Here is a 14945-nt window from a genome sequence, read left to right on the forward strand (position 1 = left end):
CGCGATGACGATGTCCCTCACCCAATCCATCCACAAGGGCCGGCGCGAGAAGGCGGGCGAGACCGCGGCGATCTGCGGCGACGAGCGTCGCAGCTGGGCCGAGCTGGCCGGCCGCATCGAACGCCTGGCCGGCGCGCTCGCGGCCCTGGGCGTGGCGCCGGGCGACCGCGTGGGCATGATGGCCCTGAACTCCGTGCGCTATCTGGAGTACTTCTACGGCTGCTGGTGGGCCGGCGCCGTGGTCAACCCCGTCAACATCCGCTGGAATCCGCACGAGGTCGCCTATTCGCTGGACGATTGCGACACCCGCGTGCTGATCGTGGACGATGCCTTCGCCCCGCTGGTGCCGCAGCTGCGCCAGTTGTCGCGCAGCCTGCGCACGGTGATCTTCTGCGGCCGCGGCACGCCGCCCGAGGGCGCGCTGGACTACGAAGCCCTGCTGGCCGAGGCGGCGCCCCGCGACGACCTGCGCCGCGGCGGCGGGGACCTGGCCGCCGTCATGTACACCGGCGGCACCACCGGCCGGCCCAAGGGCGTGATGCTGGGCCACGACAACCTGTACATCAATGCCCTGTCGAACGCGAGCGGGGTGCCGCGCGTGGGCGTCAAGGTGGGGCTTGTGGTCTCGCCCATGTTCCATGTGGCGGGCTGCGGCCTGTCGCTGCTGATGGCGCAGCGGCTGGTGCCGCAGGTCATCGTGCCGGCCTTCGACGAGGTGGCCATCATGGCGGCGGTGCAGGCGCACCGGGCCAACGAGATCTTCCTCGTGCCCACCATGATCAAGCGGCTGATCGAGCATCCGCGCTTCGCCGACTTCGACCTCTCCAGCCTCCGGTTGATGCTCTACGGCGCCGCGCCCATCGACGCGACGCTGCTGGCGCAGGCCATGGCCGCCCTGCCCGGCGCCGACTTCGCCCAGGCCTACGGCATGACCGAGCTGGCGCCGACCGTCGTCACCCTCGGCCCCGAGGAGCACCGCCCCGGCCCGCAGCGCGAGCGCCTTCTGCGCGCCGCCGGCCGGCCGGTGCCCATCGCCGAGGTGCGCATCGTCGACGGCGAAGGCCATGAGCTGCCGCCCGGCGAGGTGGGCGAGATCACCGCCCGCGGTCCCATGGTGATGCAGGGCTACTGGAACAAGCCGGCCGAGACGGCCGTGGCGCTGCGGGACGGCTGGATGCACACCGGCGACATGGGCCGGCTCGATGCAGACGGCTACCTCTTCGTGGTCGACCGGCTCAAGGACATGATCGTCAGCGGCGGCGAGAACGTGTATTCGGCCGAGGTGGAAAACGCCATCGCCCAGTTGCCGCAGGTGTCGATGTGCGCCGTCATCGGCGTGCCCGACGAGCGCTGGGGCGAGCGGGTGCATGCGGTGCTGGTGCTGCGCGAGGCCCAGTCGCTGGACGAGGCGGCGGTCATCGCCCATTGCCGCGCGCACATCGCCGGCTACAAGTGCCCGCGCTCGGTGGAGTTCCGCGCCGCGCTGCCGCTGTCGGCCGCGGGCAAGCTGCAGAAGTTCGAGCTGCGCAAGCCCTTCTGGGAAGGCCGCAGCCGCAACGTCAATTGACCGATCGCGCAGCCCGGCGCGGCCGGCTGCGCCCGACAAGGAGACAGACATGCCCCTGAACCTGACCCGCTCCTGGAGCAACGAGGAGCTCGAGGCGCTGCGCGACACCGCGGTGCGTTTCATCGAATCCGAGATGCAGCCGCAGGACGAGGCCGCCCGCAAGCGCGGTCACGTCGGCCATGCGCTCTGGCGCCGCGCCGGCGAACTGGGCCTGCTGTGTACCGACATCCCCGAAGAGTATGGCGGCGGTGGCGGCGACTTCCGGCACGAGGCGGTGATCTACGAGGAGATGGCGCGCCGCGGCCTTTCCGGCATGAGCAACTCGGTGCATTCCATCGTGGCGCACTACTTCATCAACCACGGCACCGAGGCGCAGAAGCGCCGCTACCTGCCACGCATGGCCCGCGGCGAGCTGATCGGCGCCATCGCCATGACCGAGCCCGGGGCCGGCTCGGACCTGCAGGGCATCCGCACCCGGGCCGAGCGGCAGGGCGACCGCTACGTGCTCAACGGCAGCAAGACCTTCATCACCAACGGCTTCCTGGCCGGCGTGATCCTGGTCGTCTGCAAGACCGATCCGACGCAGGGCGCGCGCGGCACCTCGATCCTGATCGTGGAGACCGACGCGTCGCCCGCGGGCGACGACGCGCCGGGGATGCAGCGCGAGGGCTTCCGCGTGGGCCGCGTGCTCGACAAGATGGGCATGAAGGCGCAGGACACCTCCGAGCTCTTCTTCGACAACGTGGTGGTGCCGGCCGACGGCCTGCTCGGCGGCCAGGAAGGCCAGGGCTTCTATCAGCTGATGGGTGACCTGCCCTACGAGCGGCTGATCATCGGCGTCAGTGCCGTGGCCTGCATGGAGGGCGCCTATGCCGCCACGCTGGACTACGTGCGCGAGCGCAAGGCCTTCGGCAAGCCCATTGCCGAGATGCAGAACACCAAGTTCAAGCTGGCCGAGGTGGCCACGCAGATCATGGTGGGCCGCGCCTTCATGGACCGCTGCGTGGAACGCATCGTGGCCGGCGAACTGGACACCGCCACCGCCTCCATGGCCAAGCTGTGGGGCTCGGAAGCGCAGGGCCGCGTGCTCGACGAGCTGGTGCAGCTGCACGGCGGCTACGGCTTCATGAACGAGTACCTGGTCACGCGCATGTATGCCGACGCGCGGGTGCAGCGCATCTATGGCGGCACCAGCGAGATCATGAAGGAAGTCATCTCGCGGGCGCTGTGACCATGGCCTCCGCCGACGATGTGCTGCAGGTGCGCGAGGAAGCCGGCGTCGCCTGGCTCACGCTCAACCGCCCCGAGCGCCTGAACGCGCTGGACGACACGCTGGTGCAGGCGCTGCGCCAGTACTTCCAGGGCCTGACGCTGCAGTCCACCGCCCGCGTGGTGGTGCTGCGCGGCGCGGGCCGGGCCTTCTGCGCCGGGCTGGACCTGCAGGCGCTGGACCTCGACCGCCTGCCCGATGCCGCCACCATGCTGCAGCGCCAACGCGGCATCCGCGACATCATGGTCGCCATGCGGCGCTGCCCGCAGCCCATCGTGAGCCTGGTGCAGGGCGCGGCCAGTGGCGGCGGCTTCGCGCTGGCGCTGGCCTCGGACATCCGCCTGGCCACGCCCGATGCCCGCATGAATGCCGCCTTCATCCGCATCGGCCTGTCGGCCTGCGACGTGGGCGTGAGCTACTTCCTGCCGCGCATGGTCGGCAGCTCGGTGGCCGCCGAATACATGCTGACCGGGCGCTTCATCGACGCCCCGCGTGCCCAGCAGCTGGGCCTGGTCAGCCGCGTGGGTCCGATGGACGAGATCGAGGCCGAGGCCCGCGGCATGTGCGCCGACATGCTGCGCGCCACGCCGCTGGGCCTGGCCCTCACCAAGGACGCGCTGGGCCATGCGGTGGATGCCGCCAGCCTGGAGGCCGCCATGGCCCTCGAAGACCGCAACCAGGTGCTGTGCACCCAGACGCCCGACTTCCAGGAAGGCGTGCGCGCCTTCCTCGAGCGGCGCGAACCGCGCTACGGCGCTCCCTTGCCTTCAAACCCATGACCCTCGACGACCTCATGTACAAGCCCGGCCTGCTGGCCGGCGAACGCATCCTCGTGACGGGCGGCGGCACCGGCCTGGGCCGCGTCATGGCCGAGGCCTTCCTCATGCTGGGCGCCGACGTCTACCTCTGCGGCCGCCGCGGCCCCGTCGTGGAAGAGACGGCGCGCGAGTTGATGGCCGCGCACGGCGGCAAGGCCGCAGGCCATGCCTGCGACGTGCGACAGCCCGAGGCCATCGAGGCCATGCTCGACGCCATCTGGGCCGACGGCGGGCCGCTCACCGGCTTGGTCAACAACGCGGCCGGCAACTTCGTCAGCCGCACCGAGGACCTGTCGATGCGCGCCTTCGACGCCGTGGCCAACATCGTGATGCGGGGCAGCTTCAACATGACGCTGGAATGCGGCCGGCGCTGGCTGGCGGCGGGGCAGCGCGGCAGCGTGCTGTCCATCCTCACCACCTGGGTGTGGAACGGCTCGGCCTTCACCGTGCCCTCGGCCATGGCCAAGTCGGGCGTGCATGCGATGACGCAGTCGCTGGCGGTGGAATGGGGCAACCGCGGCATCCGCTGCAACGCCATCGCGCCGGGGCTCTTTCCCACGGAGGGCATGAGTGCGCGCCTGAATCCGCAGGGCGGCGAGCACAGGCCCGAGGGCAACCCCATGGAGCGCACCGGCCGCATGCCCGAACTGGCCAACCTGGCGGTCTTCCTGATGAGCCGGCAGGCCGAGTACCTGACGGGACAGACGATTGCCATCGATGGCGGGCAATATCAGGCCACCGGCGGCAACTTCGCCAGCCTGGCCGCCTGGGGCGACGAGGACTGGGCGAAGGCGCGGGAGGCCATTGCGTCCCGCAACGCGGCCGACCGCGCACAGCGCACGACCTGAAGTCGCTCGCCAGGCCTTCCACAGGAGACTTTTTTCGATGACTTCCCCCACCCGCGTGCGGATCGACATGGACGGCGGCGTGGCCGAGGTGACCCTCGCCCGCCCCGACAAGATGAACGCGCTCGATCCGGCCATGTTCGACGCCCTGCTCGATGCCCTGGCGCGCCTGCAGGTCGAGCCCGGTCTGCGCGCCGTGGTGCTGCACGGCGAAGGCCGCGCCTTCTGCGCCGGGCTGGACATGGGCAGCATGGCCGGCATGGCGGGCGGCGAACCCGCCGGCGGCTTCACCGACCTGCTGCCGCGCACCCACGGCATCGCCAACCGCTTCCAGCAGGTCTGCTGGGGCTGGCAGGAACTGCCGGTGCCGGTGATCGCCGCGGTTCATGGCGTGGCCTATGGCGGCGGTTTGCAGCTGGCGGCCGGGGCGGACATCCGCCTGGTGGCGGCCGATGCGCGCCTGTCGGTGCTGGAGATCAAGTGGGGCCTGGTGCCCGACATGGCGGGCTGCGCGCTGCTGGCGCCGCTGGTGCGCGGCGACCGGCTGCGCGAGCTGGTCTACACCGGCCGTGTGGTCGACGGCGCCGAGGCCGCCGAGCTGGGCCTGGCGACGCGGGTCAGTGCCGATCCGCTGGCCGAGGCCCGCACGCTGGCGCGGCAGATCGCCGCCAGCAGCCCCAGCGCCATCCGCGCCGCCAAGCGGCTGATGCGCCTGACGGCCCACGCCACGCCGGAGGAACTGCTGCTGGCCGAAGCCCGCGAGCAGCAGGCGCTCATCGGCAGCCCGCAGCAGGTGGAAGCGGTGCGCGCGGGAATGGAAAAGCGCCCGGCGAGGTTCGAGGACTGATCTCCTTCGCGCTTCGCGGCTCGGAGCGCTTCCCGTTCGATCTGCCGGAGAGTGTCCCGCTGCTCAGCGGCCCGACTTGTTGCGCACCCCGCTGACGCCGGCGTCGATGGTGCCGAACACCTCCACTCCGCTGCCGCCCGTGGAGGCCGTGCTGCCACCGCTGGCCGCGCCGCTGCTCGCGCAGCCGGAGCCCAGGACCGCGAGGCCCAGCATCAGGGCCAGGGTGAAGGTGGCGCGCCTGGCGCCAGGGGCGAATCGTGGTGTCATCGGATGCTTCCTTGGATGAGGGTGGCCGGCAGCAGGCGCCGGGCGCTTCATGGTCGACTCCGCGGCTGCGCCGGCAGTTCCACGCAGCCGAGCGGCAGGAAGCCGGCCTGCTCGCCCTTCTCCTCGTAGCCGCGCGGATTGGCGACGACGCGGCAGCCCGACTTCACGTAGTCGAAGGCGCAGTGCAGATGGCCGTGCAGCCAGACGTCGGCCAGGGGCAGCAGTTCGTCCAGCGCATTGCAGAAGCCGGCCGTGCCCGGCGCCAGGCCATAGCGCGGATCGGCGCTGGCCAGCGAGGGCGCGAAGTGAGTGATGGCTACCGTCACACCGTCGAAGGGTTGGGACAGCGTCTCCCGCAGCCAGCCTTGGCACGCCAGCCCCTGCGCCCGCAACTCAGCCGCCATGAAGGGCTGGCCGCCGCGCGTGGTGGCGGCCTTGGCCAGGTAGAAATCGGCCGCGCGCATGGCCTTGCCGCGCTTGCGGATCCGGGCGACGGTGTCGTCCTGCGGCGTGGCCAGGGCATCGAAGTCGGCCCAGAGCGTGGTGCCGACGAAGCGCACGCCGGCGTGCACATGCGTCTCACGCTCCAGCCAGACGATGCCGAGCGCCTCGCAGTGTTCGCGCAGACGGCCATGGGTCTCGTCGAAATCCAGGCCGTCGTACTCGTGGTTGCCGGGCACGTAGATCACCGGTACCGGCCAGCCCCGCTTCGGGGAAAAGCGGCCCAGGCCGAAATCCGGGTCGGTCAGCTGCGAGCCGCGCTGGTAGGAGCCCACGTCCCCGGCCAGCACCAGCAGCTCGGCGCCGGGCGCAGGGTGGGCGACGAATTCGGGATAGGTCTCGAGGTGCAGGTCCGACAGCAGCTGGATCTTCATGCGCACCAGTGTAGAAATTCACCGCCCATGTCGCGGTCGCGCCGGCGCCATGCGCGGAATGCATGAGGATGGGGTTGTGAAAACTAGGGAAAACCCTATTCTTCTACCCATAGTCACACACGCGGCGTGGAGCCGCGAAAACATCATGTCTCCCCTGCTCACTTTCTGGTCCCGTTGGATGCAACCGACCACCGCGCCCGTCCCCGCCAGCCCCGCTGCCGATCTCTTCGAGTCGGCCGACGCAATGGCCGGCTTGGATCCGCACCACGCACAGGAACTGCGCGAAGCCGCCTCCGCCTGGTTGCGCGTCGTCCGCTGAGGCATCGCCCGGCGTACGCCGGGTGGGCGCCAGCCGGATCGGCGACTGGCGCGGCTGCGCCCCGCTCAGGCCCGCGGCAGCACGTATTCCGCCAGGGTGCGGGCAAAGGCGTCGCCTGCCGCCCGCACGATCAGGTCGCGCAGCCACATGTGGCCCGGCGCCGCCTGCATGCGCCGATGCCACAGCGCATCCACGTGCACCAGCGGCAGGGTCAGCGGCAGCTCGCGCACCACCAGCCCGTCGCTCACGCCGGTGCTGCTCACGAAATGGCGGGGCAGCACGGTCAGCAGGTCCGAATCGGCCACCACCTTGCCGGCCGTGAAGAACTGGTTCACGGTCAGCACGATGCGCCGGCGACGGCCGATGGCCTCCAGCGCCTCGTCGACGAAGCCCCAGGGCCGCCCGGAAAAGCTCACCAGCAGGTGGCGCGCGGCGCAGAAGGCGTCCAGCGTCAGCTCCTGCGCGGCCAGCGGATGGCCGCTGCGCATCACGCACACATAGCGGCCCACGTACAGCCGGTGCGATTCGAAGGGGACCGCCTCGCCGGCCTGCGTGCGGGCGGTCAGGTCGGCCATCACGGCCGGAAAGTGGCCGATGGCCAGGTCCGCCGATTCCTTGTCGAGGAGCCCGCGCGGGTCGCGCGTGTTCAGCGGCACCACCCGCAGCGACACGCCGGGCGCCTCGGCCTCCAGCAGCCGCACGGCGCCGGGGATCAGCTCGGTGGCCGTCGCATCGGCCATGGCCAGCACGAAGCTGTCGTCCGCCTGCGCCGGCTCGAAGGCCGTGGGCGCGATGGCGTGCTGGATGTGGCGCAAGGCGTCGCGCACCACCGGCCACAGTGCGAGGGCCCGCGGCGTGGGCTCGACGCCGCTGCCGGCGCGGTGCACCAGCTCGTCGCCCAGCGTCTCACGCAGGCGTCGCAGGGCGTTGCTGACCGCAGGCTGGGTCAGCGAGAGGTTGCGGGCGGCGCGGGTGAGGCTGCGCTCGGCCATCACCTCGTCGAAGACGCGCAGCAGATTCAGGTCGAGGGTGCGAAAGTTGACGTTCATCATTCCGGTGAATGAAGAGCATCACCACTATAAAGTGGAAGAACACTGGTGCAAACCCTAATATTCGGTCCATCGGCCTTACCGGCCCACCACTTTTCTTCCCTCAGGAGGGGATTGTCATGACCACCTTCGTCCACGTCGACCAACCCGTCTCGCACCCCGGCGTCCGCCGCGCCGAGGCAACTGCCGCCTACTTCCGCGATGCCAGCCGCAGCTTCAAGACCCGTGGTGGCGCCGTCATGATGGTGGTCGCGGCGTTGCTGGCGGCTGCCCTCGTGGTGGCCGAGCGTTTCGTCGCCGAGATCACCGACGGCAGCCTGCTGGCCGCCTGGGTGGTGTTGTGGGCGCTGGTGTTCGGCGCGCTCTCGCTGTACGCCGCCGGCGCCGCCCAGAACCTGGCCATCGGCCTGGTCGAGCGCTGGAACAGCCTGCAACGTGCCCAGGCCGCTGCCCGCGCCGACGAGCGCTTCCTGGCCGCCGCGCACCGCGACACGCGCATCATGAACGACCTGCAGGCGGCCATCACCCGCGCCGAATCGGTTTCGGCGGTCGACAGCGCCGTGCCGGCCCAGACCAAGATGCGCGTCCATCAGGCCACGGCCAGTCACATTGCGCGCTACTACTGAGCGCAGCCTGGCCCGCCCCTACTAAAGGCGGCGAGCGCCCATGAAAAAACCGCCCTAGGGCGGTTTTTTTGCGTCTGCTGCCGCGGGGCCTGATGCGCTGGCTGCAGGACAGCGGGCGCAGCCAAGCTCGGGCATCCGAATCGAAAGGTCGCGGAGCAGGCCATGCCAGGGCACTCGCGGACCTGGCTTCGCCGGACCGGCGGGGCGCCCATCTCCAAGCCGAAGCCGCGAGAGAGCCCGAACACGCCACCAAGATCAAATGGCCGCGGAGCAGGCCATGCCAGGGCACCCGCGGAACTGGCTTTGCCAGGCCGCTGGGTGCGCCCCCCTCCAAGCCGAAGGCGCAAGGGAGGGGGGAGCCGCGAAGCGGCATGGGGGGTGTGCCTTATCTCAAGCCGCGAGGCGCTGCTCGATGGCCGCCTTGGTCTGCGGCAGCTCTTCCGGCAGGTGATGGGCCAGTTGCTCGAACAGCTCGCTGTGCAGCTTCAGCTCGGCCTGCCAAGCGGCCTTGTCGATGCTGGTGACCTTGTCGAACTGCTCGCGGCTGAAGTCCAAGCCGGTCCAGTTCAGGTCCTCGTAGCGCGGGCTCACGCCGAAGACATGCTCGTCGCCCTGGCCCTGGCCTTCGATGCGGTCGATCATCCACTTGAGCACGCGCATGTTCTCGCCGTAGCCGGGCCATACGAACTTGCCGTCGTCGCCCTTGCGGAACCAGTTGGTGGTGTAGATGTGCGGCAGCTTGGCGCCCGAGGCCTGCAGCTTGCGGCCCAGGTCCAGCCAGTGCTGGAAGTAGTCGCTCATGTTGTAGCCCATGAAGGGCAGCATGGCGAAGGGGTCACGGCGCACCACGCCCTGCTGGCCGGCGGCGGCGGCGGTGGTCTCGCTGCCCATGGTGGCGGCCATGTAGACGCCCTCGGTCCAGTTGCGGGCCTCGGTCACCAGCGGCACGGTGGTGGAGCGGCGGCCGCCGAAGATGAAGGCGTCGATCTTCACGCCCTTGGGGTCGTCCCAGGCCTCGTCCAGCGCGGGGTTATTGGTGGCGGCCACGGTGAAGCGGGCGTTCGGGTGGGCAGCCTTGGCGCCGGTCTCGCGGGCGATCTGCGGCGTCCAGTCCTTGCCCTGCCAGTCGATCAGGTGCGCGGGCATGGCTTTGCCGGGGGCGTCGGCCTCCATGCCTTCCCACCACACGTCGCCGTCGTCGGTCAGCGCGACGTTCGTGAAGATCACGTTCTTGTCGAGGCTGGCCATGCAGTTGGGGTTGGTCTTGAAGTTGGTGCCCGGTGCCACGCCGAAGTAGCCTGCCTCGGGGTTGATGGCGCGCAGGCTGCCATCGGCCTGGGGCTTGATCCAGGCGATGTCGTCGCCGATGGTCGTGACCTTCCAGCCCTCGAAGCCGGCCGGCGGCACGAGCATCGAGAAGTTGGTCTTGCCGCAGGCGCTCGGGAAGGCGGCGGCCACGTGGTACTTGCGGCCCTCAGGGCTGGTCACGCCCAGGATGAGCATGTGCTCGGCCAGCCAGCCTTCGTCGCGGCCCATGTTGGAGGCGATGCGCAGGGCGAAGCACTTCTTGCCCAGCAGCGCGTTGCCGCCGTAGCCCGAGCCGTACGACCAGATCTCGCGCGTGGCCGGGTAGTGGACGATGTACTTGGTCTTGTTGCAGGGCCAGGCCACGTCCTTCTGCCCCGGCTGCAGCGGCGCGCCCACGGTGTGCACGCAGGGCACGAACTCGCCCTCTGCGCCCAGCACGTCGTACACGTCGCGGCCCATGCGGGTCATGATCTTCATGTTCACGGCGACGTACGGGCTGTCGGACAGCTCGATGCCGATGTGGGCGATGGGCGAACCCAGCGGGCCCATGCTGAAGGGCACCACGTACAGGGTGCGGCCCTTCATGCAGCCATCGAACAGGGGCTGCAGCGTGGCACGCATCTCGGCCGGGGCCATCCAGTTGTTGGTGGGGCCGGCGTCTTCCTTCTTGTCGCTGCAGATGAAAGTGCGGTCCTCGACGCGGGCGACGTCGCTCGGATCGGAGCAGGCGAGGAAGGAGTCGGGGCGCTTGGCCGGGTTCAGGCGCTTGAAGGTGCCGGCCTCGACGAGCTGGTTGCACAGGGCGTCGTATTCTTCCTGGCTGCCGTCGCACCAGTGGATGCGCTCGGGCTTGCACAGGGCTGCCATCTCCGACACCCAGGCGATGAGCTTGGGATTCTTGACGTAGTCGGGGGCCTGCAGATTGCTGGGACTCATGGTGAACTCCTGAAAAGAAAACTGTCTTTTCGAACGGCGCTCGTCGCGACGCGCGCGGCGTGAACGTCGTTGGAGAAAACGTCTTCGCTCAGGGGGTTCGCGGTCGATGCGGGCGACGGAGATGACGGCACATGCGGCCGGTCTTTTTCGTGTGAAGGCGGGGCGAAATCCGGCGGGAAACCCAGGCCGGACCCGTGCGCCTGCGGCCCCTCAGGCCAGATACACCGCGATCGACGCCAGCAGCAGCATGAGGATGCCGCCGGCGATGGGCAGCACGATCGGCATCAGCGGAACGATGCCTTCCACCGCGTCTTTCTCGACGATGGCGTCGTGGCCGGGCTCGACGGGCGTGGGAGTGGACATGGGAAAGTGTCTCTTTTCTATGCGGACAAGACCGGGGATGTTAACAAGCACCCCTTCTCCCAGGAAAGCGAGTAGGACTCGGGGTTTCTCCTGCCGAGGCGCTCCAGCAGCGGGTTTGCGCTATCCCGCGACTAGCGCTTTTCCTCGGCCTCGAAGCCGGCGTGGTGCAGTGCGTCGATGACCGAGGCCAGATGTTCGCGGCCACGGGTCTGCAGCACCAGCTCGATGTCCACGTTCTGCGCCGCCAGCAGCGTGAAGGCGCGCTGGTGGTGCACCTCGTCGATGTTGGCGCCGGCCTCGGCCACCGTGGCCGTGATGCGGGCCAGCATGCCGGGCACGTCGCGCGCGCTCACCGTGAGCCGCGCCAGCCGCCCGGCGCGCACCATGCCGCGCTCGATGATCGCCGCCAGCAGCAGCGGATCGATGTTGCCGCCCGACAGCACCAGCCCCACCTTGCGTCCCCGGAACCGCTCTGGGTGGCGCACCAGCGCCGCCAGCCCGGCGGCGCCGGCACCTTCCACCAGCGTCTTCTCGATCTCCAGCAGCATCAGCACGCACTGCTCGATGTCGCCTTCGTCCACCAGCACCAGGTCGTCCACCATCGACGCGATGATCTCGCGCGTGCGCTCGCCGGGCGTGCCCACCGCGATGCCTTCGGCGATGGTGCTGGTGCCCGAGATGTGCTGCGTGCCCTTGACGGCGTTGACCATGGACGGGAAGCGCGCGGTCTGCACACCGACGATCTGCAGGCCGGGGCGGCGGGCACGGCCGACCACCGCCATGCCGGCCAGCAGGCCACCGCCGCCCACCGAGACGACCAGCGTGTCCAGATCCGGCACGTCCTCCATCATCTCCAGCGCCACCGTGCCCTGGCCCGCGATGATCGCGTCGTCGTCGTAGGGATGGACGAAGGCCAGACCGTCGCGCTCGGACAGCTCGTAGGCATGGCCGCGGGCCGCCTCCAGCGAATCGCCGAACAGCACCACATTTGCGCCGAAGCCGCGGGTGCGCTCGATCTTCACGCCCGGCGTGAAGCGCGGCATGACGATGGTGGCCGGAATGCCCAGCCGCTGCGCGTGATAGGCCACGCCTTGCGCATGGTTGCCGGCCGACATGGCGATCACGCCCTTGGGCGGCACATCGGCGGCGGCCAGCTGCGCCATGATGTTGCAGGCGCCGCGCTCCTTGAAGGAGGCGGTGAACTGCAGGTTCTCGAACTTGAGGAAGACCTGCGCGCCGACGATGTCGGACAGGGTGCGCGATTCCACGCAGGGCGTGCGCAGCACCTGGCCCTGCAGCCGGCGGGCGGCCGCTTCGATGTCTTGGAGGGAGACCATGCCCGGCATTGTGGCGCCGCCCTGCACGCAGGCGCCCACACGACGCCCGTCCGCGTTCGGGCGGGGCCGCGCCCCGGGGCTGGCGCAGTCGCGCAGCCGCCCCCGGGGGTTTGGTGGCCCCGCACTTCCGCATTGCATCGGACTGCGCTATGGTCGCCGCTCAATCTCCGAGGAAACCCTGCCATGGCCCGCCGCTCAGGACTCGACGCCAGCACCGCCCAGCGCGGGGCCGCCTTGCCCTCGCCCGGCCTGCGCGAGGCGCCGGTGTTGGAGCTGATGTGCTCGCACTTCGTGCTGACGCTGGCCGCGCAGCAGGGCCCGCGCTTCAACGTGCGGCGCGATCTCAACGGCCTGCTCTCGCTCACCGGCCGCCACCTGGTGTGGCCCGCGTCGGTGCTGCAGCGGCTGCGGGCCTTCCTGGTGCGGCGCTGCGAGGGCAACGAGGTCTGGAAGGACGTGCAGACGCTGGACAACCGCGCCCTGCTCGAACGCCACGGCCACTGGCGCGGCCCTTACGAAGAAGGCACGCTCTTCTTCCACCTCGACGAATACGCCAAGGACCAGCCCAAGGACCTGCTGGCCGTGCTGGCATCGACCCGCGACTGGCTGGCCCAGACGCTGCGCAAGCAGTCCACGCTGGTCGAGAAGAACATCGACGCCCTCGCCGGCCTGCTGCAGCTGAACAAGGCCGAGCGCGCGCTGCTGCTCTACGGCACGCTGGCGCGCTACCAGCGCGACCTGCGCTCGCTGCTGGTGGAGTTCAAGGTCAGCAACGCGCCCGAGGCCTATGCCGCGCTGGCCGAGGTGGCCGGCGTGAGCCCCAGCGAGGTGGGCGAGGCGCTGCGCGCCGGCTCGCGGCTGGAGCGCATCGGCCTGGTCGAAAACCTCATCTCCGAGCACAACATCACCGACCTGGCCGACCTGATGAAGGTCAGCGAGAAGCTGCCGCCGGTGCTCATGCGCGAGTACCGCGACCAGAGTGAGCTGATGGCCGTGTTCACGCGGCCCTCCACCAAGAGCGAACTGGCGCTGGACGACTTCGACTTCGTCGGCGAGGAGGCCCGCATGCTGATCACGCTGCTGCGCGCCGCCGTCGCGCGCAAGGAGCCGGGCGTGAACGTGTTGCTCTACGGCCCGCCAGGCACCGGCAAGACCGAACTGGCCAAGGTGGTGGCGCAGGCCGCGGGGCTGGAGCTGTTCGAGGTCGAGTACGCCGACCGCGACGGCAATTCGCTCTCGGGCCGCGACCGCTACCGCTCGCTGCAGATCGCGCAGGTCTTCCTCAAGGGCAGCGCGCAGTCGGCGCTGCTGTTCGACGAGGTGGAGGACGTGTTCCCGCCCATCAGCACCGAGGCGGCGCAGTTCATGGCCCGTGCCGAGCAGATCGCGGCGCCGGCCGCCAGCGGCAGCGTCAACGGCAAGGCCTGGGTCAACCAGATCCTGGAGACCAACCCGGTGCCCACGCTGTGGGTCACCAACCGCATCGAGCAGATCGACCCGGCCTTCCGCCGTCGCTTCGCCTACCACCTGGAGCTGAAGTCGCCGCCGCCCGGCGCGCGCGAGCAGATCGTGCGCAAGGCGCTGGCCGGCGTCGAGGTGTCCGAGGCCCTTGCCGGCCGGCTGGCCGAGCGGCGCGGGCTCACGCCGGCGCAGATCCGCACCGCGGTGCGCTTCGCTGGGTTGGCGGCCGAGGGCGGCGCCGACGCCGAGGCGCTGATCGAGCGGCAACTGCGCAATGCCGACCAGGCCCTGGGCCGCAGCGCTGGCGCGCCTGCCGAGCGGCTGGCCGTGACGACCTGGGATCTGGGCATGCTCAACGTCGACACGCGTTTCGAGATCCCGCGCATCGTCGAGGCGCTCAAGGCCCGCGGCCACGGCACGCTGTGCTTCTACGGCGCGCCCGGCACGGGCAAGACGGCGCTGGCCGAGCACATCGCCCGCGCGCTGGGTCGGCCGCTGATGATCAAGCAGGCCAGCGACCTGATGAGCAAGTACGTCGGCGAGACCGAGCAGCAGATGGCCGCCATGTTCCGCGAGGCCGAGGCCGAGAAGGCGGTTCTGCTGCTGGACGAGGCCGACTCCTTCCTGCAGGACCGGCGCGGCGCCCAGCGCACCTACGAGGTCACCGAGGTCAACGAGATGCTGCAGGGCATGGAGCGCTACCAGGGTGTCTTCGTCTGCACCACCAACCTGCTCGACCGCATCGACCAGGCGGCGCTGCGGCGCTTCACCTTCAAGATCCGCTTCAAGCCCCTCACGGCCGAGCAGCGCGAACGCATGTTCGTCACCGAGGCGCTGGACGGCCAGACCGAGGCACTCACGCCCGAGGCCACGGCGCGGCTGGCGCGGCTCGACCAGCTCTGCCCCGGCGACTTCGCGGCGGTGAAGCGGCAGGTGGAGATCCTGGCTGCCGCCTTCACGCCCGAGGAGTTCCTGCAGCAGCTGGAGGCCGAGCACCGGCTCAAGCCCGAGGTGCGCGAAGCGCGCGGCATGGGCTTTGTTCACTGATCCGGCGCGG

14 protein-coding genes are annotated in these 14945 nt (G+C 70.1%); 8 read left to right on the forward strand and 6 right to left on the reverse strand.

What is annotated here, in order from left to right; genetic code table 11:
* Positions 1–4 precede the first annotated feature (4 nt).
* From BXA03_RS06560 to BXA03_RS06580, 5 genes are read left to right on the forward strand one after another with little or no spacing between them, the layout of a single operon-like run.
* Entirely contained in the window at positions 5–1567 is a 1563-nt protein-coding gene (locus BXA03_RS06560; protein WP_076505292.1) for an acyl-CoA synthetase, read from the forward strand.
* Between the two features lie 49 nt (positions 1568–1616).
* The gene (locus BXA03_RS06565; RefSeq protein ID WP_076505294.1) at positions 1617–2798 is read left to right on the forward strand and encodes an acyl-CoA dehydrogenase family protein; all 1182 of its coding nucleotides are present in this window, start codon (positions 1617–1619) and stop codon (positions 2796–2798) included.
* A 2-nt stretch (positions 2799–2800) separates the two neighbouring features.
* The gene (locus tag BXA03_RS06570) at positions 2801–3616 is read left to right on the forward strand and encodes an enoyl-CoA hydratase/isomerase family protein (RefSeq protein ID WP_076505296.1); all 816 of its coding nucleotides are present in this window, start codon (positions 2801–2803) and stop codon (positions 3614–3616) included.
* Positions 3613–4503 (forward strand): SDR family oxidoreductase, encoded by an 891-nt coding sequence (locus BXA03_RS06575; RefSeq protein ID WP_076505298.1) that lies wholly within the window; start codon positions 3613–3615, stop codon positions 4501–4503. The genes BXA03_RS06570 and BXA03_RS06575 overlap by 4 nt, the downstream gene beginning before the upstream one ends.
* Before the next feature lie 37 nt (positions 4504–4540).
* Positions 4541–5347: a crotonase/enoyl-CoA hydratase family protein gene (locus BXA03_RS06580; RefSeq protein WP_076505300.1), complete on the forward strand. Its 807-nt coding sequence runs from the start codon at positions 4541–4543 to the stop codon at positions 5345–5347.
* Positions 5348–5410: 63 nt separating this feature from the next.
* Here the strand turns inward: BXA03_RS06580 and BXA03_RS06585 are convergent, their stop codons facing one another.
* Both BXA03_RS06585 and BXA03_RS06590 read right to left on the reverse strand, forming a co-directional pair.
* Complete coding sequence (locus BXA03_RS06585) at positions 5411–5614, reverse strand: hypothetical protein (protein ID WP_076505302.1); 204 nt, start codon at positions 5612–5614, stop codon at positions 5411–5413.
* A 47-nt stretch (positions 5615–5661) separates the two neighbouring features.
* Positions 5662–6489 carry a metallophosphoesterase gene (locus tag BXA03_RS06590; protein ID WP_076505305.1) on the reverse strand — a complete coding sequence of 276 codons (828 nt, stop codon included), beginning with the start codon at positions 6487–6489 and terminating at the stop codon, positions 5662–5664.
* 178 nt (positions 6490–6667) lie between these two features.
* Between BXA03_RS06590 and BXA03_RS26985 the strand changes: the two genes are divergently transcribed.
* Positions 6668–6808, forward strand: coding sequence for a hypothetical protein (locus tag BXA03_RS26985; RefSeq protein WP_200803352.1), 141 nt, complete (start codon positions 6668–6670; stop codon positions 6806–6808).
* Between the two features lie 65 nt (positions 6809–6873).
* On the opposite strand, the gene BXA03_RS06595 is transcribed toward BXA03_RS26985, so the two are convergent.
* Positions 6874–7860 (reverse strand): LysR family transcriptional regulator, encoded by a 987-nt coding sequence (locus BXA03_RS06595; RefSeq protein WP_369822396.1) that lies wholly within the window; start codon positions 7858–7860, stop codon positions 6874–6876.
* A 116-nt stretch (positions 7861–7976) separates the two neighbouring features.
* Between BXA03_RS06595 and BXA03_RS06600 the strand changes: the two genes are divergently transcribed.
* On the forward strand, positions 7977–8483 hold the full coding sequence (locus BXA03_RS06600) for a hypothetical protein (RefSeq protein ID WP_076505309.1): 507 nt from the start codon (positions 7977–7979) through the stop codon (positions 8481–8483).
* 390 nt (positions 8484–8873) lie between these two features.
* On the opposite strand, the gene BXA03_RS06605 is transcribed toward BXA03_RS06600, so the two are convergent.
* The 3 genes from BXA03_RS06605 to BXA03_RS06610 form a co-directional block, all read right to left on the reverse strand.
* A complete protein-coding gene (locus BXA03_RS06605) occupies positions 8874–10727 on the reverse strand; it encodes a phosphoenolpyruvate carboxykinase (GTP) (RefSeq protein WP_076505311.1) in 1854 nt (617 codons plus the stop codon).
* A 210-nt stretch (positions 10728–10937) separates the two neighbouring features.
* Entirely contained in the window at positions 10938–11090 is a 153-nt protein-coding gene (locus BXA03_RS26990) for a hypothetical protein (protein ID WP_200803342.1), read from the reverse strand.
* A 131-nt stretch (positions 11091–11221) separates the two neighbouring features.
* Complete coding sequence (locus BXA03_RS06610; protein WP_200803343.1) at positions 11222–12427, reverse strand: threonine ammonia-lyase; 1206 nt, start codon at positions 12425–12427, stop codon at positions 11222–11224.
* Positions 12428–12610: 183 nt separating this feature from the next.
* Here BXA03_RS06610 and BXA03_RS06615 point away from each other — a divergent pair, with 183 nt between their 5' ends.
* Complete coding sequence (locus BXA03_RS06615; protein WP_076505313.1) at positions 12611–14935, forward strand: ATP-binding protein; 2325 nt, start codon at positions 12611–12613, stop codon at positions 14933–14935.
* Positions 14936–14945 lie beyond the last annotated feature (10 nt).

The sequence above is a fragment of the Pseudacidovorax sp. RU35E genome (genome assembly GCF_900156165.1).
Taxonomy (GTDB): Bacteria; Pseudomonadota; Gammaproteobacteria; order Burkholderiales; family Burkholderiaceae_C; genus Xenophilus.